Genomic DNA, 24,194 nt, shown 5'->3' on the forward strand with positions numbered 1-24,194 from the left:
CTCCCATAGGAGCGGCGGTTTCCTAACCGCCGAACTCCGGTGTGACGAACTGGGCACCGACGACTGGGCGATTGGAAGTCGCCCCTCCTTTTTCTCAAAAGGGCATTTGCCCCAGAGACTGTCCGGCCGAATCGTGCGCGGCAGGGGCTGCTCAATGGGACTCCTTCCACCCGGCTCCCCCTCCGAAGACCCGGCGGGTTCCCACCAGGGGCACTCCGGCGATCATGGAGGACTCGAGGGTCAGGGCCCGAAGGTCCTCCGGGTCCAGATCGTGGATGTCGGACTTGCCGCAGGCCCGGGCCAGCATCTGGATCTCCGAATTCATGGCCTGGAAGAAGTTGGCCACGCGATCGGTGGCTTCGTCGATGGGGAGACGGGCCATGAGGTCCGGGTCCTGGGTGGTGATCCCCACGGGGCAGAGTCCGGTGTGGCAATGGTGGCACGCGTAGGGCTCGGTCCCCAGCTTGTGATAGTCCTCCACGTAAACCGGCTTGTTGCAGTTGAGGGCGATGAGGAAGGCCGTCCCCATGTAGATGGCGTCGGCGCCCAGCGCCAGGGCCTTGGCCACGTCGGTGCCGCTGCGGATGCCCCCCGCCATGATCAATTGCACCTCGCCGAAGAGGCCCAGGTCCTCCAGGGCGGCGCGGGCCTCGCAGACGGCGGCCAGGGTGGGGATGCCGGTGTGGTCCATGAGCATGTCGGGCGAGGCGCCGGTGCCTCCCTCCATGCCGTCGACCACCACCACGTCCGCCCCCGCTTTGGCCGCCAGCTTGACGTCGTCGTAGACCCGGGTGGCCCCCATCTTGACGAAGATGGGCACCTGCCAGTCGGTGGCCTCCCGCAGCTCCTCGATCTTGATGATCATGTCGTCGGGACCCAGGAAGTCGGGGTGACGGCAGGGACTGCGTTGATCCACTCCGTCGGGAAGGTCCCGCATGCCGGCGATCTCGCTGGAGACCTTGGAGCCAAGCAGCATTCCACCGGTGCCCGGCTTGGCGCCCTGGCCGATGGTCAGCTCGATGCCGTCGGCCATCTTCATGTGGTGGACGTCGATGCCGTAGCGGCTGGGGAGGACCTCGTAGATCAGGACATCGGAGTGCTCCCGTTCCGCCGGAAGCATGCCTCCGTCGCCGGTGGTGGTGGAGGAGCCGACCCGGGAGGCTCCCTGGGCCAGAGCCACCTTGGCGTTGTAGGAGAGGGCGCCGTAGCTCATCCCCGTCACCATGACGGGGGTGTCCAGGACGATGGGCTTCTTGGCGTGGCGCGTGCCCAGGACGGTGCGCGTGCTGCACTTCTCCCGGTACCCCTCCAGCGGGATCCGGGTCAGGGTGCAGGGGATGAACACCAGGTCGTCCAGGGAGGGCAGGGGACGGGTCCTCAGTGTCCCGAAGCCGCGGATGCGGTAACGGCCCAGCTCCGCCTTGGTCTGGATGTCCTCGATCACGTCGGGGCTGTAGATTCCGCTCTGCCGGGTCGCTCTCGGTTCCGTCACAAGACCTCCTTCCAGAGATCCCGCTCCTTGCGGTTGAAGTTCCAGAGGCGCCGGCCGGCGACGACTTTCTTGAAGGTGGAGGGGACCGGGAAGCCACGGGGCTCCAGATTACGGTTCAAAAAGTCCCAGTCCTCCGGGTCCGGCTCTTCGACCACGGCGTCGTTGCCCAACTCCTGGATCTCGCCCCCGACGAAGATCCGGCCCTCGTACATGGAATCGCCCAGGCCGGGACCGGCGTTCCCGCAGACGATGACCGTCCCCTTCTGGCTCATGAATCCGGTCATGTAGCCGCAACTGCCACCGATGATGAGGAGCCCCCCCTTCATGCTGATTCCCGCCCGGGCCGCCGTGCTTCCGCGGACCACGAGAGTCCCCCCGCGTATGGAGGCGCCGCACCCGTTGCCGGCATTTCCCGCGACCCGGATGGTGCCCGAAGCCATGGACTCTCCGAGACCCCATCCCGCGCTGCCCAGGATCTCCACTTCGGGTCCGTCCATGAGGCCGCCGCAGTAGTAGCCCACGCTGCCTTCGAAGGAGATGGAGACGGGAGAAAGAATCCCCACGGCCAGATTGTGCTGGGCCCGGGTCCGGCGCACCCGGATTTGGTTTTCTCCCGAGCGGATCAGGTCCTTGATCAGTTGGTTGATCTCCCGGGAGCTCCGGTTGCCGGCTTGCACCTCGGACCCCATCACACTTTCTCCGCGGCGGGCTCCGGCAGAGACCAGATGCGGACCCGCCTCACCCCCGGTTCCAGGGCATCGAAGTCCCCGGCCAGCGTGGAACGCAGGGCGATCTCCTCGGTGGCGATGGCGACCCAGTCCTCCGACTCGGCCACCAGCAGGGGCTTGAATCCGAAACGGTCCTTGGCGTAGGCCAACTCGTTGCCGGAGGCGGCCAGGTAGGAGAAGGAACCGTCGAAGTCGTCCAGCGAGGACTCCAGCGCCTCCCGGAAGGTCCGGCCCAGCGACATCTGGTGGGCCAGGTAGACGCCGATGACCTCCGAGTCGTTCTCGGTGAAGAAGCGGACGCCCATCTGTTCATAGCGTCCCCGCAGCTTGTGGTAATTGGTGATATGGCCGTTGTGGACCGTGGCCAGGTCGGCGACCCCGTGGACCCCGAAGGGCTGGGAGTGGCTCAGGTCGACGCGGCTCTCGGTGGAAAGGCGTGTGTGGCCGATGCCGTGGGTTCCGGTCAGCATGGAGATTCCGTAGCCGGTGTCCAGATGGGTGGGCGACCCGACCTGCTTGACGATCTCGAGTTGGCGGCCCCCACTGACCAACTCGAAGTCGTCCAGGTCCTTCTCCAGCGGAGGCAACAGGGACTCGGCATCCTGCACCGGTCCCACCAACAGTTGGAGGTATTCCTGGACGGTGGCGGATTCGAGAACCGGAACCCGCTCCGAGACGATGCCGCGGACCCGATCCGCCGAATCGGCCAGGTTCGCATCACCGTTCAACTTGATCCGAAGCTTGAGGTTCGGCGTCCGGGTCGGACCGAAGATGGCGACACCGGCCGAGTCGGGGCCCCGGCAGTCCAGACTCTTGAGCATCCCCAGGAGGATCGACCCGATGGGAGCGCCAGCCCCGCTGCCGCTACGGTTCAGGTACCCCACGATCCCGCACATTGGCGCGTAGTCTAAACCAAATGGGGGCGGAAGTCTTGACCGGATTCCGGCGATCCGGCAATCCGTCCGCCCCGACCGTCTCGGAGAAAATTCCCGATCGGAGTCGCTTCGCCAGAGCCTTCAGAACCGCAAGATCGTCCTTTCTACGAAATCTTCGTTATAGGGAATAACCGGTCGATTCCCAGCCTCCGGGGACCCCGCATTTGGCTGTGAATGAATGGGGAGGCGCGGATTCGTCAGACTTTGAACGCAAGATGTGAATACGTATAATAGTGGAGACTATACGTATATTTCCAAGAAGGACGGCGATCAGAAATGAAGAAAAAGCTGACGATCACAGTCGATGCCGAGTTGATCCCCAGAGCCAAGAGTTATGCGCGATCCCGCCGGGTGTCGCTGTCGTCGATCATCGAACAATCGCTTCGAGATTTGGCAGGGGACGGAACACCCTCCTTCTCCTCGCGCTGGCGCGGGCGGTTTCAGGCGGCCAACCGTGGTAACCCACGTTACGACAGGCTGGCCGGAAAGTATCTCTGATGCTTCTTGATACCGATGTCCTCATTGACGTCGCGCTCGACAGACGCCCACACTCGGACTTGGCCTCGGAGATTCTCGACCGGCTTGAGCGTGGCTATCGGAAAGCGTTTGTCGCGTGGCATTCGGTCTCAAGCTTCTATTACATGGTGGCTCCCTTGCAGGGTGAGAAAACGGCGCGCGATTTCATCCTGGATCTGACCCGCTTCGTGGAGGTCGCGGAGACAGGAACTGAAGCCATTCGTTATGCGGCCGCGCTTCCCATGACCGATTTCGAGGATGCCATGCTAGTCGCCGCTGCGGATGCCTGCGGGGCCCGGTACATCGTGACGAGGAACATGAAGCACTTCCGTCGCTCGCCGATCCCGGCGATCAGCGCCGAAGACGCGCTCGGCAAGTTGTTCTGACGAACTCCGGGCAGTGGATCAACACCGACGCTGGAGCACTCGGCCGGGCACTTGCCGCCCAATAACAAAATGTGTATGGTGCATACACATCCCTATATCGCTTACGGGTTCGCACTATGGCCAGAGTTCAGCTGCTGATCCCCGATGAGGACCGCGACCGTTTCGTCCACCAGGCGCGAATGGAGGGCATGTCGTTGAGCGCCTGGTTGAGAGCCGCTGCGCGCCAACGGCTCGCGGACAAGCAGCGTACCGTCCCCTTCGAGTCGGCAGAGGACCTGCAACGATTCTTCCGTGAATGCGACGCATTGGAGGGACCCAAGGTGGAGCCGGACTGGGAGGAGCACCTTGAGGTCATCAATGAATCCCGGAGAGGCGGTACGAGCGGGACATGATCTTCGTCGACACCAATATCTTCATGTACGCGGTCGGGCGCCCGCATCCACTTCGGACGGCGGCACGGGATTTCTTCCTCATGTGCAACGGGAATCGGACACCCCTGTGTACGTCGGCGGAGGTCTTGCAGGAGTTGGTCCATGCGTATCTTCCCGTTGCCAGATTGGATGCGCTCGATGCGGCGATTGCACTGTTGGTACGATCCCGGGTGCAGGTGTGGCCGCTCGAGGACGGAGATGTCACGTTGGCCCGGCAACTGCATGAGCAATTTCCCGCGCTGGGTGCCCGCGACCTCTGCCATCTCGCCAGTTGCCGCAGGCGCGGTGTGAGCAAGGTCATGACCTTCGATCGAGCACTCCGGGCCGTCACCGGGGCGCCGGAGAGATAAGGGTCAACGCCACGCAATGCCCGGGAAAACGTAACGGTTGTCCGTGCCGGTTCCATTGGTGGACCATCCAACAGACAGACGGGTCCGACGGCTCCGTGGGCGTCCGTCGGGTCGTCGCCTTCATCGTAAAAGCGCTTCCATCAATGAATCTCCGCATCTGATAAGCACGGCTCTTTTTGCCTGGCCACGCAGCCGTATCTTCTTGGCACGGAGGTCTTTGAGCGCTTTCCGACGGATCCCTTTCCCATGCGCCAAAATCGGAACCAATCGGAACGAAACTTCTTGTGGAAGCCACGCATCAGCCATTCTCGCGCCTCCCTCAAGCTGTTCCAGTACCGTGCTGGCCCTCAGTCCACCACTCTTGAGTTCGATCGGCGCCACGGAGTTCACATCACTTCCTGAGCCGAAGAACAAGTAGTCGCACCGTTTCCATCCATTCGGGATTTGCAAACCGTCGCAGTCCAGATCGACGATGACGCGAGACGGCGGCAGACCTTTTCTCAGATCAACTCGGCATCCGCCTCTATCGCAACGAGTCGTACAGCACGCGTCCGGTACTTGGTTGGCAACCGCTACAACCCAGTCCATTCATTCGACGCCACGATCTTGGACGTGATTGTAGATTTTCGCATTTTCGTTATACAGGGCCTCGCTGACGGCATCGTAGTCGGTCGGATAGAGCCCGATCTCTTCATCCAGCTTCACTTCCTCCACTATGGATCCTTCCGGGTAAGATTTCTGCTTGAACAGCCATGCACCCACGTCGTCCGGAGACAGGGCAACGTTGGTGCCGGCGATCTCCTTGCGACGAGTAGCGGAGAGTGCAGAGCGTTGCACGGTGTTGGCGAGTTCCTCAAGCACCCACTCGCTGTGCGTAGTGACGATCAACCGGACGCCAGAACGGACGATCGCCGCCAGTTGCCGGGTGAATTCCACCTGCATGGCCGGATGCAGGTGCGATTCCGGTTCCTCGATGATGAGCACGCTGCCGGGGACGACCACATGTCGCAGATACAAAACAATCGGGGCGATTTCTGACACCATTGAAGATGCATTAATCAACGGCAGAGTGTCCTTCCATCCCTCTGGACGATAGGTGAAGCGTGGGTAGCCGATCAGTTCCGAGCGGTCCACGTTTACCGATCCGCCGAGAATGTTCTCTTCGATGTCCTTCTCGAGTTCGCGGCGAGGCTTGCTCCGTTGATGCTGCGGGTTGTCGAACTCGATCAGTTGCCGAAGGAAATCCGCCACCACGCCCGAAAGCATGGGTGTGCGGGTAGGGGGACGGAGCCCGGTCATCGGCGCGTTTCCGATCACGGCGCTGACGATCGAGCCGTGCGCGTGCATGACGCCGGTCCGGTCTGCGGGAAGATAGAATGCAGGGAGATGGAGCGGGCCCGTGGCCTGACGCAGGTCGGAATCCCGCACGATTTCCATCAGTTGCCAGGCGAAAGAATCTCCATGTTCGTGCACCGAGTCAGACACATGTTCGACCTTGAACTCATCCTCTGCATCGATCCGTATCGCCGTTCCTTCGGGCATTTTCGTCGTGAACTCGGCTCCCTGTGACTTGAGCACCAACTTGTGTACAGCGGGCTTCGAGTGGTTCGAGAAATGTCGCCGCATGACGATAACCCCCTGACTGCATCCTTTACGGACCAGCGCCGTGAGTTCGCCGATGCCGAAGCAGCGAGCGATTTCATTGCCGATTTCATGGCCCCGTTTGAGCGCGTCGAATCTGGAACGAATGAAGTCCACGACCTCGGCAGGCAGCAAGTCAGACAACTTGGCGTCTCGGGTGCTCTGTTCCACGGCCTTGACCAGAGCATCCACGGCTTTCCGGGCCCGGACGTTCCGGCTGTCGGCTCGTGGCGTCCCGTACGGGCGGTAGTAACGACGACTGGGCCGCGTGACTTCGCTGAAATACCGGTGCAGCGCATAGATCAGAATCGCCAAGTAGGACTTGCCGGTGTTGCTGGGTCCGACGAAAACGGTCAGCGGGCGCAGATCAACCTCGGCCTTAGCAATGGGCCCGAAGTCCGTCACCTTGAGTTCAAGATTGGCTTGTTCATGGGGCTCGGTCATCTGCCCGCTCTCCAATTCTTTCTCATTTTGGCAGTTCCGCTCGTTCCAACAGCCGCTTCAAGTTGAACCGGACAGCCGTTTGGTCGGATCGTATCTCGCGCTGGTCGAGAACCCGCAAGCCTTTAGTTTACATCGAAAGCTACCCCGGCTGGACGGGCTGACTTCAGAAGAAACGGACATCTCGCCGCCCACCCAGGAGCGGTCAGTTCGACAGGCCAGGTGAGAAAGTGGCTCATCACCCGCCCGCAGCATGTGCATCGGGAATCGGGTGCCTCCGTGCACGACGGCGGAGATCCCACGGGAGTTGATTCACGCGTATCTGCCAATCGCGAGAGCGGAGGCGGCCGATGCGGCGGTGGCGCTGGTAGCCCGGTCCTGGGTGCAAGTACGGCCGCTGGAGGAGAGGATGTCACGTTGGCATAGAGAAACGGATGAGATCAGCCCGCTTCCGGTCTTGCCGTCCCACCGGAATTGGCCATCTTTGATCCACCCTCCCCCCGTCCAACGCCGTCCGCCTGTTCCTCTGGCTTTCCGAAATCATTGGGGAAATTCCAGGACCGACCGCGCCTTGACCCATTGATCGTGAGGGATATTCTGGCCCAAACTGGTTCAAATTATGGGCCGTAGAAAGAGACGCCGTACGAATCAATTTACGGTCAGGGGACTCGGAAACGACTTGACGAACAGGAAAAAAGGCCTGACAAGATTTGTGGGAACCTCTTTGAATCAGACTGTGTTGACGCTGCTCCGCAAGGGTGTCGGTTCAGATTTCCAGTCCCCAAACCGCGAGGAATAGGAACCACAATGGCAATACTGGTCTGTCGTGTTGCATGGATGCCGAGTTACAAAGCGGACGATGAGCCGGCGAGGGGCGGCGGGAGTTATGTTGACGAAGGAAACATGCCTCATGAGTCGCTCAATTTCCTGCCGGTCGACGGTACCTACTATGGATATGTGATGAACGACGGACAGAAGCTCTCTCTTGAGAGGCTCGGTAGCAGAAAGGCGGACCAGAAGACTAATGGAGTCTTGGTTGTCTTTTGCGCGACGAACCCTAAAACCGGTAAGCAGTTGGTGACGGGGTGGTACACTGATGCGACCGTCTATCGCCTTCCAATCAAGAGACCTGAAGATAGGTTGGATCGGGATGCCTACTTCACGGCGACCAATGCAGTCTTGGTCGCCGAGGCCGAGAGGCGTTTCCGTATCCCCGGAGCCAGAGATAAGCCTCGAAGACCCTTCGGCGGCATCGGGCAGAGCAATATCTGGTACGGACTGAACGAAGATAGTTCCGAGGATTTCCGCGAGTCGCTAAACAAGTACATGTCAGACGTCGAGTCCGGAATGCCGGTGAAACGGCGGGAGATGCATCCTTTAAACCAGATTCTCTACGGACCGCCGGGGACCGGAAAAACTTGGAACGCAGTTAAACATGCGATGGCGGTCGTGACGGGCGCCGGGTTAGACGAAATCGACGACGAAGATCGGGGTCAGTTTCATGCGCTTCGGTTCGACCCCAAGACGCGTACCGGTCAGATTGCAATGGTGACGTTTCATCAAAGCTTTTCCTACGAGGACTTTGTCGAAGGCATCCGACCGAGATTGGACGGTGAAAAAGTCGGTTACGAACTTCGGGACGGCATTTTCAAGCGAATTGCGAATGCTGCTCGGAAGGACGAGGACCCGGAAAAACGCTACGTCCTGATCATCGACGAGATCAACCGGGGGAACATACCCAAAATATTCGGTGAACTCATCACGCTGGTCGAAGACTCCAAGCGATTGGGCAAGGCCGATGGAATGAGCGTGATCTTGCCGTATTCCAACGAGGACTTCGGCGTGCCGAGCAAGCTCTACATTATCGGCACCATGAATACGGCGGACCGTTCCATCCTGCTGCTCGACACGGCTTTGAGGCGCCGGTTTGACTTCGTCGAAATGATGCCCAAACTGGACCACAAGCGCATTTCTGCCAATGTTGGCGGGGTGGAACTCCGTAAGCTCCTCAAGGCAATGAATGAACGTATCTCGTTGCTGCTGGATCGCGAACATCAGATCGGCCACACCTACCTTTTCGGCGTGACCGACCTGAAATCCCTGTCCGACAAGTTCCAAAACAAGATTTTCCCGCTCTTGCAGGAGTACTTCTACGACGACTGGTCAAAGATCCGCGAAGTTCTCGGTGGAGCGGGTTTTGTCTCCGAGCAGAAGTTGGGCTATGCGCGACGGCTCAGGAGTACGGAATTCGTGGATGAGGATCGATCGATTTACGAGCGACTACCGAACGACGACCGGAAATGGACCGACCCCGACGAATACAAGAAAATCTATTCTGACGGCAGTGGTATCGAGTTGTCCTGATGCCCGGCGTCTACTCGATCAAGGAACATGAACCGATTCGCACCAATGGCCGACTCAGCGAACGCGACATAGAAGATCTCAAGGGCTTCGCCCGGTCGAATCAGTACGACCAGCAAGGCAATTACCGTCCCGTTCTTCAGTTCGACAGAAGCGGTGGTCTGCGGGCCGGCAACTACGTCGGCATCATCACCACGAAGCGCCGAAACATCGTGGAGATCCTTCCCAAGATCGATTTCGCCGGCAAGGCGGACCCTGACCACGAGGAGACCCGGCGCATCTTCCTGAACATGCTGCGTTCGTCTCGGCGGTTGCGGGCGGCGGCACAGTTCCGCTACAGCGCCATCCGCGCCCTGAGGCGGTTCCCCATGCTGGATGTGTTCGTGCGCCTCTTTCTCGAGAACCTGGGGTTGTTGGTCCGCGGCGGCCTCGGCCGGAGGTATCGGCGAGTGGAGGAGAATCTGCCCTACCTGCGGGGCCGTCTCCTGTTCCGGGATCAAATCAGGGAGAATCTGATCGACCAATCGCGATTTTTCGTGCGGCACGACGAACTCAGCGTCAATCGCCCCGCCAATCGGCTCATTCAGAGCACGCTCTCCACGCTCAAGCCTGTCGTGCGAAACGAGGGGAACCGGCAACTAATCCGGAACCTGGAAACGTCCTTCATCGAGGTGCCGCCAGCGAGAGACCTACGCGCCGATTGGCGCAAACACAGCGTGGACCGCTCCATGCAGCACTACAAGCCGGTCATGCGGTGGGTCGGCCTGTTTCTGTTCAACCAGGGCCTGACAACCTGGTCCGGCAGCCACGTGAATCAGTCGCTGCTGTTTCCCATGGAGGAGGTCTACGAGGACTTCGTCACCCACAGTTTTCGGCGCCATCAGGACAGATTTACGGTGACTTCCCAGGGTCCACAAAGACCCATGGCTTGTATCGGCGGCAAGTCCGTGTTCCAGACAAAGCCGGATATTTCGCTCCGTGAACGGAACGGCCGCGTCAGGTTCATCCTCGACGCCAAATGGAAACGCGCCGGGGCGCGGGACGGCGACGCAAGACACGACCTGGATCAACGGGACCTATACCAGATGTACTTCTACGGAAAACGCCATCGCTGCAAGACGGTGGCCCTGGTCTATCCTCGGTCACGGCGCTTCCCGCAAGAACTGACTTACCGGTTTTTCGACGGTCTCAAGTTGGTCTGCCTGCCGTTCGACATCGCCCGTCCCAACCACGGCGTCTCGGAGGCGTTGCGTCTTTTGAAATGCTCGTAGTCGGTCGCCGTGCCGCCGATGATTTTCGTCGACAACGACGCTTTCAGGTGCCCGGCCGGCCCGCCCGCCGTGATCCCCGAGCCACGTCCCGGCGGTCGGCCTGGTCCGGCTGGTTCGGACCGAAGTGGGCCCCCACACACAAGGTGTGCCCCTACGGGATTCGAACTTGATGCTTGACCCGTTACAATCAACTCATGGTCAGTGGTTTCCGCGACGACATGGTGGACAGGATTCAACGTCTGGCGAAACGGGAGGACACGTCTCTGTATCAGACTGCACTGCGGCTGCGCGGCAAGAAACCCGGCCGGAAGGACGCTTCGGAACGCGCAGGCACGGTGGGATCGTCTCTGGACCACCTCATCGAGACCTGGACTCAGGCCGAAGCGGATGAGTTGGATTCCGCCCTTCAGGAGTTCAAGAAGGTGGACGCGCCGGGCAGGAAGTATCTCTGACGCGTTTCCACGCGGACGGTATCAACGCCACCGCGTCCGAGAGGCACTCGGTGAGGGGCCGTCCGTGGTGGTCGGGACCTCGTCGTGATCGTCGCCGGTTGTCGGTGTGGAAGGTACGCTGGCTTAGGAAAACGCATGATTGCCATCCTTTGCTTGGCGCTGTCTTTCAGCTTCGTCCAATCGGCATCCCAAATCCAGGAAACGGCCAGGAGAATCCTGCAGAGCAACTGTGTTTCCTGCCACGGGGAGCAGCAGATGTCCGGCTTGGACTTGCGGCATCGCGACACGATGCTGGCGGGCGGCGGTAAGGGTCCGGCACTGGTCCCTGGAAATGCGGAAGAGAGCCTTCTCTTCCTGGCGGCCTCTCACGCCGGGAAGTTGAAGATGCCCCCGGGGAAACCACCGCTTTCCGCTCATGACCTGGATGTCTTGCGGGACTGGATCGACCGAGGCGCTCCCTGGGACTCCACGGCCGCAACCGCCGCCCCCGCCGAGCCAACCTGGTGGTCGCTCCGGCGACCACGCCGACCGGCCGTTCCCACGGTCAGAAACCAGGACCGGGTGAGAAACCCCATCGACGCCTTCATCCTGGAAAAGCTGGAGAGTCACGGGCTGGAACCGGCTCCGGAGGCGGACAAGCGGACCCTCATCCGCAGAGCCTCTTTCGACCTCACCGGCCTGCCGCCCACTCCCGAGCAGGTGGACCGCTTCCTAAAGGACTCCTCTCCCAACGCCTACGACAAGCTCGTCCGCGACCTGCTGGCGTCGCCTCGCTACGGCGAGCGCTGGGGCCGGCACTGGCTGGACCTGGTGCGCTACGCCGACAGCGGGGGCTACGAGACCGACGAGTATTTCCCCAACTCCTGGCGATACCGCGACTACGTCATCAAGTCGTTGAACGAGAACAAGCCCTACGACCGGTTCCTGCAGGAGCAGATCGCCGGGGACGAGTTGTGGCCCGACGATCTGGAACTTCACGGCCACTACTACGGCATCACCCCCGAGAAGCTGGAGCACCTGGAAGCCCGGATCGGCACCGGCCTCTACACCTTCGGCCCGGAGATCGTCGAGTCCCTGCTCGACGCCCCAAAGCTCGCCTACGAGAGGATGACCGACTGGGTCGACACCACGGGCGCGGTCTTCATGGGACTGACGTTGGCCTGCGCCCGGTGCCACGACCACAAGTTCGATCCCGTCTCGCAGCGGGACTACTTTCGCCTGCAGGCCATTTTTGCCCCCAGCGATGCGGTGGAGATTCCGGTGGTGACCCGGATGTCCAGGTTCCACCGGAACGAGACTTATCCCCGGATGATCGCCGTGGACGAAGCCCGGAGGACCTACAAGCTCTACCTGGACGGCGTCAAAAAACGGATGATCGCGGCCGCCAAATCGGGGTTCCCGCCGGAGGTGGTGTTGGCCCACGAGGTCCCGGAAGAGAAGAAGACACCCCGGCAGGCGAAGCTCGCCGCGCCGTTGGCCGAGGCGCTGAAAACCTTGGACCGAGATTGGGAAGATCGGATGGCCCCCGAGGAGAAGGAGGAGAAGCGGCGGCTTCTGGAGGAAATTGGGAAGCTGGTGGTGCTCCTCCCGGAAGTGGACGCGTCCCATTTGGTGAACTTCGACGGTTTCTACGACGTGCCCAAGGCTTCCGTGCTCGGCCACCGGGAACCGGAGCTGATCCCGGAAATTCACGTCCTGGATCGGGGCGAGATGGACCGCCGTCTGGAGCGGGTGACTCCCGGCGTCCCGACGGTTTTCGAATACCTGGGGGAATGGGACGGATGGGATCCGGCAGCCGCCGGTAACGCCACTTCGCGGACGCGACGGCAACTGGCCCTCTGGCTGAGCCGTCCCGATCATCCTCTCACGGCCCGGGTGATGGTCAACCGGCTCTGGCAATGGCACTTCGGGCAGGGAATCGTCCGCACATCCAACGACTACGGCGCCCAGGGTGACCCTCCCACGCATCCGGAACTGCTGGACTGGCTGGCCCTGGAGTTCGTAGCCCGGGGCTGGGACATCAAGTCCATGCACCGGTTAATCATGTCTTCCGGCACCTACCGGATGGCCAGCCGCTACTCCAACCCTCGAAACGGCGAACTGGACCCCGGCAACCGCACTCTCTGGCGCATGAACCGCCGCCGGCTGGAGGCGGAATCCATGTGGGACACCCTGCATTCGGTGGCGGGGACGCTGAACCTGAAAATGGGGGGACGTCCCGCGGTGCCTCCCTTGACCGCTGAAGAGCTGGACGTGTTGCCGGCGCCTTTCCTCTGGCCGGTTTCTGCCGACCCGGCCCAGCACACGCGCCGGGGGATCTACATCCTGTCGCGCAGAAGCTTCACGTTTCCCATGTTCCGAACCTTCGACCGGCCCGACTCCTCTCTCAGTTGTCCGCGCCGCCAGGTGACTACGGTGGCGCCCCAGGCCCTCTGGTTTCTCAACCACAGGACCGGTCTGCAGCAGGCGCGAAAACTGGCCGGGCGCCTGGTGGCCGGCCACGGAGACGATCCGTCCGCCTGGGTGGAGAACGCCTGGCGGATCACGCTGAGCCGTCCCCCCTCGGCGAAGGAAAAGCGTGAAGCCCTGGACCTGCTGGATGCGCTGTCCCGGGAGGATTCCGCGGCGAAGAATGAAATGGAGGTCCCGGACGAACTCTCGTCCATCGGCAGTGCCCGGGCGGCGGCCTTGACGCAACTGTGTCTGACCATATTCAATTTGAACGAGTTCGTATATATTGATTAATTGACCGCGACAATAGTGATGCATTCTCGTTTTATTGACGTATCGTCATGTTGGATTTCCAATCCTGCAACCTGAACGAACAGGTCCATTCCCGGCGGGAGTTCCTGGCCCGGTCCGGTTTCGGTTTTGGAGCCGTGGCCCTGGGCTGTTTGGGCGAGGAGGAGGCCGCGTTCGCCGCCGCCCGGCAGGCCGGAGGCGTCGACAACCCGCTGGCACCCACAACGCCCCACTTCCCGGGCCAGGCCAGGAACGTCATCTTCATGTTCATGAAGGGGGGACCCTCCCACATCGACACGTTCGATCCCAAGCCGGCGCTGGCCGGTCTCGACGGCCAGCTCCTGCCGCCCAGCTTCCGTCCCGAGGACTTGAGTCTGCAGTTCGTCAAGGCCCATGAAGCGAAGCTGATGGCCTCCCCCCGCAAGTTCACCAGATGCGGGGAGTCGGGCATCGAGATCTCCGATCTTTTCGAGAACCTGGGCAGGTGCGCGGATGACCTGGCGGTCATCCGCTCCTGCTATCACGACTCCCTCATCCACGGTCCCGCCATCAATCTGCTCTTCAGCGGTTCGGTGCGCCTGGGCCATCCGACCCTCGGTTCCTGGATCGTCTACGGCCTGGGAAGCGAGAGCGAGAACTTCCCCGGTTTCGTCGCCATGTCCGAGGGGAACGTGACGGCAAGCGACGAGTCCCTGCACGGCTCGGGGTTCCTCCCCGCCGTGTACCAGGCCACTCGCGCCCGGCACGAGGGCACGGCATTCGAGAATCTGGATCCGCCGCCTGACGTCAGCCACGGCGCCCAGACCCGAATGCTGGAGCAGCTCCAGTCGTGGAACCGACGGCACTTCGAAACGCGGCGGGACGACAGCCGTCTGGCCGCCCGCATCGCCAACTATGAGCTCGCCTTCCGCATGCAGGCGGCGGCGCCGGAACTGACCGACCTTGCCGGCGAGCCCGAATCGGTCCGGAGAATGTACGGCCTGGACCAGGAACGGACCGCCAGGTTCGGCCGGGTCTGCCTGCTGGCGCGGCGCATGGTGGAGCGGGGAGTTCGATTCGTTCAACTCTACAAGGGGAACTGGGACGGGCACGCCCAGTGCGACCAGAACCACGTGGACAACGCCGTCGCCATCGACCAGCCCATCGCGGGACTGTTGACGGACCTCAAACTGCGGGGACTGCTGGAGAGCACCCTGGTGGTCTGGATCGGGGAGTTCGGTCGGACCCCGGTGGTCCAGGGCGACGGCGGCCGGGACCACAATCCCCACGGCTTCAGTTGCTGGATGGCGGGAGGGGGCATCCGGGGCGGAAAGGTCATCGGCGCCACCGACGAGCTCGGCTGCCGGGCCATCGAGGACCGGGTCCATGTGCACGACCTGCACGCCACCATGCTGTCGCTGCTGGGACTGGACCATACCAGGCTGACCTACCTCACCCAGGGCCGCGACATGCGGCTGACCGACGTCGGCGGGTACAACGACCTGTCCGAGCGGCTCACCCGGGCCTGACGGCCAAGGTGCGGCGTGCCGAAGGAGAGAAACGGCTCCATCGCGATGCGGACAGGAATTCCGGTACTGCTGCTGGTGGCGTCACTGTTCCCCTCGATCCTGCCCGGCCAGGAAGCGGCTTCCTACGTCACTCAGCTTCACCTCCCAGGAAATCTCTACACCGCGAAAGGGACAGTGCTCGAAATGGGGAATTACGATCTGCAACTGCGGTTGGAGAACGGAAAATCCTCTCTGGTGTTTCTCAAGACGGAACAACCGGTCGCGGTCGTCTCCGGGCGTCCCTATGATGAGGAGACCACCGGGAACTGGGTCGTCCCGGTGCTGGGAACTCTTTTTCTACGCTCCACGGCGGATCCCATCGGGACCGACGAGGAACGCCACTACAGCGAGACGGGTCAGGCCCAGTACGAGTACGAGAAGCGGAATTGGAGGGCGACGTTACGGGCCTACAGGTCGGTCCGTCCGGGTGAAAAAGAGGTTCGCTTCGTGTTCCAGCAGATCGGAGACGACGGAGAAAAGACCCGTTCGGGATTTACTCTGTATTTGGAAAGAGCCGATACTGACGATCGGCCGTAGGTATCGACGCCGCGTTTGCCAACTCAGTCCGCAACCCCGGGATCCCGATTCTGCCGGTACTCCTCCAGGTTGGATCGGCCGTCGCCGTCGGGGTCGAATTGCGAATCGTCCAGCAGTGGGTCCAGATCGTGCGCCAGCTCCCAGGCGGTGGGCAGGCCGTCCTGGTCCAGGTCGCCGTGGGCCTCGATGCGATGGGTGATCTTACGGCTCATCTCGGCGACGGCGCCGATGGCCCGTGCCCGGTCTCCCCGCTTCAGGACCAGCCGGAGGTGAATGACCGACGAGACAAGATTGTCCCGATATCGCACGAGCTCCCCGTCGACCTCCAATCTCAGGACTTCCATCAGGGTTCCGAAGCGGCGGACGATTCCCTCGGAGATCTTCTGAAGGTCCGACTCCGGTGCGGAGCGGATCTTCGGGAGCGCTTCCGTCAAGTGGCGGTTGAAGGCGACGAGTGCCGCCAACACCGGGACCGCGCGGTCGCCGATGGCGAAGGCGCCCCATGGATGTAGGATGAAGGCGATCCGGTCCCGAACCAGGGGATCCCCCGTGTTTTCCCATTCCTCCAGTAGAAGCCGAACCACCCCGTCCGGTCCGCGGGCGACGAGCTGCTGCCGGGCCTCCTCGCGGGTCCGCCACAGTTCATGGGAAAGCAGCGCGACCAGTTCCTCGTCGGAGCGTCCCTGCAGGTGCAATTCTCCGCACGACCATGCGGCGGCAAGGAACAGCAAGAGGAACGGGAGCAGGAAAATACGAATCACGGCGCCTGGCCAAACGGGCCCGTCTTCGGAGGACCGACCTTGTTGAAGCCGTCCAGTCCCGCCACCTTGTAGCACTCTGCAAAAGTCGGATAGTTGAACACCGTTTCGACGAAATAGTCGATGGTCCCTCCCAGGGCGAACACGGCTTGGCCGATATGGATCAGTTCCGCGGCGGCGGTTCCGATGATGTGGACCCCCAGGATTTTCCGCGTGTCCCGGTGAAAGAGAATCTTGAGCAGGCCCGAATCGTCTCCCAGGATGACGCCTCGCGCGATCTCCCGGTAGCGGGCGGTGCCCACTTCGTAGGGAACCTTGTTCCGGGTCAGATCCTGCTCGGTGTTTCCGACCATGGACATCTCGGGAATGGAATAGATGCCGAAGGGAAACAGTTCCGGGATCGATTCGCAGGGCACGTCGAACGCGTGGCAGGCGGCCATGCGTCCCTGCTCCATGGACGTGGAGGCGAGGGCCGGAAAGCCGATGACGTCGCCCGCGGCGTAGATGTGGCGCTGCCGGGTCTGGAACGTGACCCCGACCGGAATGCGTCCCCGGCCGTCGCTCTCCAGGCCGGCGGCCTTCAGATTCAGGGATGCCGTGGCGCCGACCCGTCCGATGGAATAGAACAGGACCTCGGACTGGACCCGCTTTCCGGATTTGAGCCGGGCCTCGGCGCCACCGTTCACCAGGTGGATCGACTCCAATTCCTCGCCCAGCCGGAAGATGCAGTTCCGGTTGCGCATCTGATACAGCAGGGAATCGATGATTTCCGAGTCGACGAACTCGAGAGGCCGCCGTTGCTTGTCGATGATGGTGACCTCGGTGTCGAGCGCACCGAACATGGAAGCATACTCCAGACCGATCACACCCGCCCCCACCACCGTCATGGTCCGGGGCAGCGACTTCAGGCTCAGGATCTCGTCGGCAGTGATCACGGTCGCTCCGTCCACCGCAACGTCAGGAGGAGCGGCCGGCTCGGTGCCGGTGGCGATGACAAAATACTTCGAACGGACCCGCGTCACCTCCCGTTGCCCGCGGACTTCCACCTCGTACGGGCTCTTGAATGACGCCGTGCCCGACAGGAGCATCACCCCGTTGCGGCGCATCTGTTGCCGGATCACGTGAATCTGCTGTTGGACGACGTGCTGGCAACGGAAGAGGAGATCCTGCATGTCCAGGTCTTCCTTGAGCCGGTACGAATCTCCGTAGATGGCCCGCTGCCGGTAACCGGTCAGATAGAGGAGGGCCTCGCGGAAGGTCTTGGAGGGGATGGTTCCCGTGTTCACGCAGACCCCGCCCACCACCTCGCGCCGGTCGCAGATCCCGACTCTCTTGCCCAACTTGGCCGCCTGGACGGCGGCCCTTTGACCTGCGGGTCCGGTGCCGATGACGAACAGGTCCAGATCGATCAATGTGGCTCCATTGTGCCCGTGGACGGGGTGAGACTCAATGGCCGGTCAGTCCGGCCGTAGGAAAACCCTCATCTGGCGCCGGTTTCGACAGGCCCGGTTCGCCTTTGCCGGTTCGGCGGAATGCCTCCCAAAGCACTTGAAAAGCACGACTTCCATCCGCACCAGCCAATAACGTACTGCGATTGCTTTCAGCGATCAAAAATAGGCCTTGAATCCCAGTTGAATCTGGCGGCCCGGAAGTGCGCGGCCGATGCTTCCGAAGCCGGCGGTGCCAAATTCAGTTACCGGGTCGCCGCGCCTGACGGAGAAATTGGCCCGGTTGGCGGCGTTGAAGGCTTCGAGCCGCAACTCGAAACGGCGCTCGTCTTCGAACCTGAACGTGCGCCTCAGCGAGACGTCCAGATTGATGAGCCCCGGACCCTCCACGGTGGACCTTCCCGCGTTTCCATATTGGAAGGCCGGGGGCAAACGGAAGGCTTCGGTGTCAAACCACCGGGTCGGGACCCGCTGACTCTGGGGAAAGTTGGCGTCGCGGACCCGGTCGGGCCATTGGGAGGCCACCGAACCCACGTCCAACGGATCTCCCGGAAGATGGATCGTGATCCAGGGACCGTCCTGAGCGCTGGAAATCAACCGGAGCGACCAGTTGCGGACCAGGCCGGCGATCCACCGGGCGCCGGGTCCCACGCCACCGGACCCGAAGGGGAGGTCGTAGCCCAGGCTCAGCAGGAGCCTGCGGGGGACGTGGAAGTCGGCCAGCCCCCGGGTGGCCTCCAGGGGCACGTTCCGGGACCGAAAGAGGGGGAAAAAATGCGAGCCCATGTCGCTGGCGCCGATCTCGATCAGCCGCGACCAACTGAACGAGGCCAGCAGGGAGAGGCCGTGGTTGCCTGGAGCCTTCTCCAACTGCACCTGCAATCCGTGATACCACGCACCGCCGTCGGCCTGGGGCATCTGCACGGTCTGCAAGTGAGGATAGGGGCGGCGATGTTGCCGGTCGCCCGGTCCCGGCTCGGCGTCGTTGAGGGAGATCGTCTCCAGCCGGTGGACGGTGTGGGAACCGTGGTATCCGGCGTTGACGAGGAGTTCCCGAGAGAGGCGGTGCTGCAGGCTCAGTCCCCACGCCTGAGTCGTCGCCAGGGGCAGGGGAGTCTCGACGCCGTAGCGATCCGGCACGGCCGCGTCCCTGCCTCCTCGTGGAAAGGGATCGGAGAGCGACAGGGTCGGCGTCGCCAGATCGGACTTGAAAATCAGTCTCTCGGCGCCGGGCCTGGGGTTCCTTCCAAGTCTGGAGATCATTCCCACGTCGGGTTCGTTGGAATAGAGGCCGGCTCCGGTGTGAAGAACCGTGCGGCTGCCGAGACGTATCGCCAATCCCAGGCGGGGCTGGATTCCCGCCAGGCGGCCCCACTGGATGAGGGGCGTCCGTGGTTGGAAACGGCCCGTCTCCCCGGGCGCCAGATCCAGGTCCTGCAGCAGCGGGTGGAGCCGTCCCGTGCCGGGGTCGAAGTTGGACATGAAGCCCCGCAGGTCGACCCAGGGCAGCCGGAGTTCGTACCGGAGGCCCAGGTTCAGGTCCAATCCCGGTGTGACCCTCCACTCGTCGGAAATGTAGGCATAGATGCTGTTCTGGTGGAAACGCCCCCGATTGAACTCCCCGCCAAGTTGGCTCTGGGCCAGATGTCCCAGCAGGAAGTCGCCCCAGGCGTTCCCCGTGTACCGGTTGTAGAAATCGAACTCGGTCCGCCGGTGCTGGCCGTACTGGTTGAAATGTTGGCGGTACTCGAGACCCAGCTTCAAGGTGTGGTCGCCACGCGGGAGCACCAGGTCATCCTTGACCTGCCAGTTGCCCAGGGCCGTCTTGCCGGCGAGGGTCAGGTCTCCGATGCCGACGAATCCCGTGAGCTGGGTCCTGGGAATTCCGTGACGGTCCACCTCGGCCTGGAACAAAGGGCCAAAGTCCAGGCTCCCGGCGAGGCCGGGGAGGGGATGGGTGGGGGACGCCTCGTAAGGACGCCGGAACAGGTGAATGCTCGCCACGTTCACGTCCCTGGACCCCAGGTTCCGCCGGTAGGAGATGGACTGTCCGTAGGTGGCCAGGGGACTGCGGGAGGAGAAGATGCTGACGTGCCGAGCCATAAAACTGGGCCGCGAGTCCCAGACGAAGCGGCCGCTCCAACGGCTGACGTCCGAGGTCTTCAGGTCGACGCGGGCGATGATTTGGGGGTTGTCGATGGGCGAAACCGAGTCGGGGCTGGTGAAGTTCAGGGGACCCACGTTGTTGGGCCCCGGCCAGATGGGAAGCAGCTTCAGCGCCGCCGGGTCGAACCGGTCCCCGGGGATGCGGCTGTTGGGAAAGGGCGCACCCGTCGAGGGGTCCGTAATCGGAGTCGAAAAGATCCCCTTCCTCTCGTCCGACGTGGGGACGACGCCGGTAAGGGGCTTGGTCTCGCGAATCGACCGGTGCTGGTGGGAGACGAAGAACCAGGCGCGGTCCGTGCCCTTGAACAGCCCGGGAAGCAGGATGGGGCCGCCCAGCGTGGCGCCCATCTGATTCCGCTTGAACTCCTTCTTTTCCTGCTCGAAGAAGTTTCGGGCATCCAGGTTGTCGTTTCGGTGAAACCAATAGAGGCTGCCGTGGTAGGCGTTGGTCCCGCTCTTGGTCACCGCCACGATCTGCGCCCCGGGTCGAATCCCGTACTCGGCCGAGTAGAGCCCGCTCTTGATGTCGAACTCCTGGAGCGCGTCGGTGCTGGCCTGGAGTGAGGTTCCGCCGTCGCCATGGGTAAAGAGGGTCCCGTCGATGTAGAGCAGGTTGTCCCTGCGCCTCATCCCCATGACCTTCACGCCTCGGCGCCGGCCGCTGCTGGTGCGGGCTGCGCCCGGAGCCATGTCCACCAATTGGCCGATGTCGCGGGAGGCCACCGGGAGTGTCTCCAGTTTCTCCCGGTCGATGACCAGGCCCCGGTCGTCCCGGTCCGAGCTGCTGGGGACCCACCCGCTCTCCTGAACCCGAACTTCGTTCTCGTCGCCCGGAATCAGGACGAAGTTCTCCCGGAGGGCTTGGCCCACCAGGAGTTGGACTCCGGTCCGAAGCTGTCCGACGTAACCGCGGGAGGCCACCTGGATCTCGTAGTCCCCCGCGGCGAGGCTGTCCCGGCGGTAGTTGCCGCGGGGGCCGGTCAACAAGGAGTAGGACTCATTGGTAGCCGGACGCCGAATCGAAATCTCCACGTTTCCGGCAGGGGCGCCGTCCTCCGACCGGACCGTTCCCAGCAGAGTGGCGCTCTCCGCCTGTCCCTGGGCCCACCGGCCTGCCAGGAGCAGGACGAGGCATCCGCCGAGGAATATCGGAACGCAGCGGCTCTTCAAATAGGTTTGGATCTATTGGGGAAAAATGGAGCGGGAAACGGGATTCGAACCCGCGACTTCAACCTTGGCAAGGTTGCACTCTACCACTGAGTTATTCCCGCACCAAGCGTCCACGAATCTTAGGAATTCGGCCTGATGTTGTCAAGAGCGGGGCCCCGCGTCTGCCGATGCCGGGTAATGACTACAGGCGCATCGAATAGGGCGAACCTACCTCGTTGTGACAACATCACTGTCATAATGTGACGATAAATGCTACTTTGCTGGAGTAATGAATGATTCTGCCAAGCCACGCGCTCGCCATGTCATCATGGATCTATCCGCTCGCGGGCGGCATCACTTCACGTCGGCCGAGCTTCGTTCGGCGCTCGGCGTTTCCGCCGCCGCGGCGAGGCAGGCACTGAGCCGTCTGGCGGCCAAGGGCGAGATCGCCAGCCCCTCGCGCGGGTTCTATGTCATCGTGCCGCCCGAATACAGAAGGCTCGGTTGCCTGCCGGCGGACCAGTTCATCCCAGCCCTCATGGAGTACCGGAACGTCCCGTACTACGCAGCGCTTCTGTCGGCCGCACAATACCACGGCGCCGCGCATCATCGGCCGCAAGCGTTCCAGGTCATCCTTGGCAGGAACAGGCCATCCATCTTGTGCGGATCCGTGAAGGTATCATTCGTCGCGCGCCGGAACGTGGGAGACGTGCCGGTCCAGAAATTCAACAATCCGCGCGGAACCGTTCGGGTCTCAACGGTGGAGGCAACGGCCGTGGATCTCGTCGGATACGTGCGTCACGCGGGCGGAGTGGACCGTGTAGCAGGTCTTCTTTCCGAACTCGGCGAGGGGATGGACCCGCAGCGTCTCGTTGACGCGTCGAAGTATGCGCCGATCCCGTGGGCGCAGCGTTTGGGCTACCTGCTCGCACATGTCGGGTGCGGAGACAAGGCCGCCCTTCTCAAGGAGCATGTGCAAGAACGGACGCGAAATTTCACGAAACTCCTGCCGGCCGCAAGTGCGGAGAATGCGCCTCGGTCGAAGGATTGGCGGTTGTACGTCAACGTGACCATCGAGTCGGAAGCATGATCCCTCGGGACTACATCACAGAATGGCGTGCGCGGGCGCCGTGGATCGAGGATTTCCAGGTCGAGCAGGACCTCGTCATCAGCCGTGCCTTGGCCGGGATATTCTCCGATCCTGTTCTCGCCGGAGCGCTGGCCTTCCGGGGCGGCACGGCGCTCTACAAGCTCTACCTGACTCCGCCGGCTCGGTACTCGGAGGACATCGATCTTGTCCAGGTTGCAGCCGGACCTGCCGGACCCCTGATGGACGCCCTGCGAAGCTTTCTCAATCCATGGCTTGGAGATGCGCGATGGAAACAGTCGAAAGGCCGGTTGACCTTCCGCTACCGTTTCATGTCTGAGGGTGTTCCGCCGATACGGCTGCGGCTCAAGGTCGAGGTCAATACACGAGAGCACTTTGCGGCGTTCGGCTTCACCCGACGTCCGTTTTCGGTGGAATCGAGGTGGTATTCCGAATCTGCGGATGTCACGACATTCGAACTCGATGAGCTGCTTGCGACGAAGTTGAGAGCGCTCTATCAGCGCAAGAAGGGCAGGGACCTGTTCGACGTGGCGACGGGGCTCGGCGATGATCGGAGCGATCCCGGACGGATCGTGTCCGCCTTCCAGGAGTATATGGACCGCGATGGCCATCGGGTGACGCGCGCCATGTTCGAGAGGAATCTCGCGGGAAAGCTCGGAGATCCTCAATTCGGCGCAACTCGTTGACTGATAGAAAAAGGACCGGAAAGGAGAACTCATGGCGATCTGGCGGAGAGACCGCGACTCGGGCCGAAACGAGCACGAACCCATGGAAACGTCTGCTGCCACCACCGAAGAGGAGTGGAGAAAGACCCTGACGGAGGAGCAGTTCTACGTCTGCAGGATGAAGGGGACCGAGCCCCCCTTTTCCGGCAAGTACTATGCCAACAAGGCGGACGGCTCCTATCTTTGCGTCGCCTGCGGCAGCGAGCTCTTCAGCTCGGACACCAAGTTCGACTCGGGGACCGGGTGGCCCAGCTTCTGGGCTCCGGTCGAGAAAGAACGAGTCGCCATGGAAGCGGACGACAGCTACGGGATGAGGAGAGTCGAGGTCCTGTGCCGTCGTTGCGGATCTCACCTGGGACACGTCTTCGACGACGGGCCCCGTCCCACCGGCCTGCGCTTCTGCATCAATTCGGCGGCCCTGGACTTCAAGGAAAAACCAGGCAAATAAGCGAGTCTGCCAGATCCTCTGCCCGCGGTTCCGGGCCGTCCCGCGTTTTCCGTGCCCCGGACGTTTTGTTGGGTGGATGCTTCGCACGACGCCGGGCGGTGGCTGGGAGCGTGAAGGACGGGTGCCCCCGATCCTCGCCTGGCTCTGGAATCGGCGTTTCAATCCCTCTCGCGGCGACTTGGGCCGCTGGGGCGAGTGGGTCGCGTTGCGGCACCTGCTGGCCATGAAATGGGACGTGGTGGCCCGGAATTGGAGAGGCCGGCGGGGCGAGGTGGACCTGATCGCCTGGCACGATTCGTGGCTCGTCTTCGTCGAGGTGAAGACGAGTCTCGTCCCTTCTCCGTTCCGGCCGGAGGAGCGTGTGGGCCCGGAGAAGCAGCGCCGGCTGGAGCGCCTCGCCGACGAGTTCATCTGGCGCCACGAGTTGGAAAAGGCGCCGGTGCGATTGGACGTCATCGCCGTCGAGACCCGCGACCGGGTTCGCTTCCGGCTCCGGCACTACGTGTTTTAGACTGAACTTCCAGCCTGCCTGACCGATATTTTCGCTTCAAATCATTGATTT

General features: G+C 62.3%; 21 protein-coding genes and 1 tRNA gene. 14 read left to right on the forward strand and 8 right to left on the reverse strand.

What is annotated here, in order from left to right; all coding sequences use genetic code 11:
• Positions 1–151: 151 nt before the first annotated feature.
• The 3 genes from OXT71_10730 to OXT71_10740 are packed head-to-tail and all read right to left on the reverse strand — an operon-like array spanning position 152 to position 3,116.
• Positions 152–1,492, reverse strand: a complete 1,341-nt coding sequence (locus tag OXT71_10730) for an FMN-binding glutamate synthase family protein (GenBank protein ID MDE2926860.1) — start codon at positions 1,490–1,492, stop codon at positions 152–154.
• The gene (locus tag OXT71_10735) at positions 1,489–2,181 is read right to left on the reverse strand and encodes a glutamate synthase (GenBank protein MDE2926861.1); all 693 of its coding nucleotides are present in this window, start codon (positions 2,179–2,181) and stop codon (positions 1,489–1,491) included. The genes OXT71_10730 and OXT71_10735 overlap by 4 nt, the downstream gene beginning before the upstream one ends.
• Complete coding sequence (locus OXT71_10740) at positions 2,181–3,116, reverse strand: glutamine phosphoribosylpyrophosphate amidotransferase (GenBank protein MDE2926862.1); 936 nt, start codon at positions 3,114–3,116, stop codon at positions 2,181–2,183. The genes OXT71_10735 and OXT71_10740 overlap by 1 nt, the downstream gene beginning before the upstream one ends.
• Positions 3,117–3,431: 315 nt before the next feature.
• On the opposite strand from OXT71_10740, the gene OXT71_10745 reads away from it, so the two are divergent.
• From OXT71_10745 to OXT71_10760, 4 genes are all read left to right on the forward strand, one after another.
• Positions 3,432–3,653, forward strand: a complete 222-nt coding sequence (locus tag OXT71_10745) for a DUF6364 family protein (protein ID MDE2926863.1) — start codon at positions 3,432–3,434, stop codon at positions 3,651–3,653.
• Positions 3,653–4,057, forward strand: coding sequence for a PIN domain-containing protein (locus OXT71_10750; protein ID MDE2926864.1), 405 nt, complete (start codon positions 3,653–3,655; stop codon positions 4,055–4,057). Before OXT71_10745 ends, OXT71_10750 begins: the two co-directional genes overlap by 1 nt.
• 116 nt (positions 4,058–4,173) lie before the next feature.
• Complete coding sequence (locus OXT71_10755; GenBank protein ID MDE2926865.1) at positions 4,174–4,449, forward strand: antitoxin; 276 nt, start codon at positions 4,174–4,176, stop codon at positions 4,447–4,449.
• The gene (locus tag OXT71_10760; protein MDE2926866.1) at positions 4,446–4,838 is read left to right on the forward strand and encodes a type II toxin-antitoxin system VapC family toxin; all 393 of its coding nucleotides are present in this window, start codon (positions 4,446–4,448) and stop codon (positions 4,836–4,838) included. The genes OXT71_10755 and OXT71_10760 overlap by 4 nt, the downstream gene beginning before the upstream one ends.
• Positions 4,839–5,426: 588 nt before the next feature.
• On the opposite strand, the gene OXT71_10765 is transcribed toward OXT71_10760, so the two are convergent.
• Positions 5,427–6,923, reverse strand: a complete 1,497-nt coding sequence (locus OXT71_10765) for an AAA family ATPase (protein MDE2926867.1) — start codon at positions 6,921–6,923, stop codon at positions 5,427–5,429.
• Positions 6,924–7,727: 804 nt separating this feature from the next.
• On the opposite strand from OXT71_10765, the gene OXT71_10770 reads away from it, so the two are divergent.
• The 6 genes from OXT71_10770 to OXT71_10795 all read left to right on the forward strand — a co-directional run bounded on the left by OXT71_10770 (position 7,728) and on the right by OXT71_10795 (position 15,830).
• Positions 7,728–9,284 carry an AAA family ATPase gene (locus OXT71_10770; protein ID MDE2926868.1) on the forward strand — a complete coding sequence of 519 codons (1,557 nt, stop codon included), beginning with the start codon at positions 7,728–7,730 and terminating at the stop codon, positions 9,282–9,284.
• Entirely contained in the window at positions 9,284–10,552 is a 1,269-nt protein-coding gene (locus OXT71_10775) for a hypothetical protein (protein MDE2926869.1), read from the forward strand. Before OXT71_10770 ends, OXT71_10775 begins: the two co-directional genes overlap by 1 nt.
• Positions 10,553–10,725: 173 nt before the next feature.
• Positions 10,726–11,004 carry a hypothetical protein gene (locus OXT71_10780; GenBank protein MDE2926870.1) on the forward strand — a complete coding sequence of 93 codons (279 nt, stop codon included), beginning with the start codon at positions 10,726–10,728 and terminating at the stop codon, positions 11,002–11,004.
• A gap of 135 nt (positions 11,005–11,139) precedes the next feature.
• Entirely contained in the window at positions 11,140–13,749 is a 2,610-nt protein-coding gene (locus OXT71_10785; GenBank protein MDE2926871.1) for a PSD1 and planctomycete cytochrome C domain-containing protein, read from the forward strand.
• Positions 13,750–13,796: 47 nt separating this feature from the next.
• Entirely contained in the window at positions 13,797–15,254 is a 1,458-nt protein-coding gene (locus tag OXT71_10790; protein ID MDE2926872.1) for a DUF1501 domain-containing protein, read from the forward strand.
• Positions 15,255–15,269: 15 nt separating this feature from the next.
• Positions 15,270–15,830 carry a hypothetical protein gene (locus OXT71_10795; protein MDE2926873.1) on the forward strand — a complete coding sequence of 187 codons (561 nt, stop codon included), beginning with the start codon at positions 15,270–15,272 and terminating at the stop codon, positions 15,828–15,830.
• A 23-nt stretch (positions 15,831–15,853) separates the two neighbouring features.
• On the opposite strand, the gene OXT71_10800 is transcribed toward OXT71_10795, so the two are convergent.
• From OXT71_10800 to OXT71_10815, 4 genes are all read right to left on the reverse strand, one after another.
• A complete protein-coding gene (locus OXT71_10800) occupies positions 15,854–16,591 on the reverse strand; it encodes a hypothetical protein (protein MDE2926874.1) in 738 nt (245 codons plus the stop codon).
• The gene (gene sthA / locus OXT71_10805; GenBank protein MDE2926875.1) at positions 16,588–18,000 is read right to left on the reverse strand and encodes a Si-specific NAD(P)(+) transhydrogenase; all 1,413 of its coding nucleotides are present in this window, start codon (positions 17,998–18,000) and stop codon (positions 16,588–16,590) included. The genes OXT71_10800 and sthA overlap by 4 nt, the downstream gene beginning before the upstream one ends.
• Before the next feature lie 195 nt (positions 18,001–18,195).
• Entirely contained in the window at positions 18,196–21,372 is a 3,177-nt protein-coding gene (locus OXT71_10810; GenBank protein ID MDE2926876.1) for a TonB-dependent receptor, read from the reverse strand.
• 26 nt (positions 21,373–21,398) lie between these two features.
• Positions 21,399–21,473 (reverse strand) — tRNA-Gly (locus tag OXT71_10815).
• A gap of 167 nt (positions 21,474–21,640) precedes the next feature.
• Between OXT71_10815 and OXT71_10820 the strand changes: the two genes are divergently transcribed.
• The 4 genes from OXT71_10820 to OXT71_10835 all read left to right on the forward strand — a co-directional run bounded on the left by OXT71_10820 (position 21,641) and on the right by OXT71_10835 (position 24,143).
• Complete coding sequence (locus OXT71_10820; GenBank protein MDE2926877.1) at positions 21,641–22,441, forward strand: type IV toxin-antitoxin system AbiEi family antitoxin; 801 nt, start codon at positions 21,641–21,643, stop codon at positions 22,439–22,441.
• Positions 22,438–23,145, forward strand: a complete 708-nt coding sequence (locus OXT71_10825) for a nucleotidyl transferase AbiEii/AbiGii toxin family protein (protein ID MDE2926878.1) — start codon at positions 22,438–22,440, stop codon at positions 23,143–23,145. Before OXT71_10820 ends, OXT71_10825 begins: the two co-directional genes overlap by 4 nt.
• An 82-nt stretch (positions 23,146–23,227) precedes the next feature.
• A complete protein-coding gene (gene msrB / locus OXT71_10830) occupies positions 23,228–23,632 on the forward strand; it encodes a peptide-methionine (R)-S-oxide reductase MsrB (protein ID MDE2926879.1) in 405 nt (134 codons plus the stop codon).
• Between the two features lie 76 nt (positions 23,633–23,708).
• On the forward strand, positions 23,709–24,143 hold the full coding sequence (locus tag OXT71_10835) for a YraN family protein (protein ID MDE2926880.1): 435 nt from the start codon (positions 23,709–23,711) through the stop codon (positions 24,141–24,143).
• Positions 24,144–24,194: the final 51 nt, after the last annotated feature.

Source organism: Acidobacteriota bacterium (assembly GCA_028874215.1).
Taxonomy (GTDB): Bacteria; Acidobacteriota; UBA6911; order RPQK01; family JAJDTT01; genus JAJDTT01.